The organism is Bradyrhizobium uaiense, from assembly GCF_010811875.1.
Lineage (GTDB): Bacteria > Pseudomonadota > Alphaproteobacteria > Rhizobiales > Xanthobacteraceae > Bradyrhizobium > Bradyrhizobium uaiense.
Map to the genome: position 1 here is coordinate 1 of NZ_VKHP01000729.1, position 253 is coordinate 253.

Below are 253 nucleotides of genomic sequence, written 5' to 3' on the forward strand. Positions count from 1 at the left end.
CGCAGCCACGCGACGAAGCGCGCCGGCTTTTCCGGAAGCTTGGTTTCGAACCAGGCGAAGTGCCGATCGATCTCTTGCTGGTAGGTTTCGCTCACGCGCCTCACTCCATCCGTTCCATCGCGAACGGGCGATGATCGACCACCTGAAGCGGCTTGGCGTCACCACCATCGAGCTGTTGCCGATCCATGGGCTGATCGACGACCGTGTCCTGGTCGAGAAGAAGCTTTCGAATTACTGGGGTTACAACACCATC

Annotated in this window: 1 protein-coding gene; it reads left to right on the forward strand. The window is 59.3% G+C overall.

Annotated elements, in window-relative coordinates; translation table 11 throughout:
• A partial coding sequence (locus FNJ47_RS55115; protein WP_430649492.1) for a hypothetical protein occupies positions 1-253 on the forward strand: 253 nt, incomplete at both ends.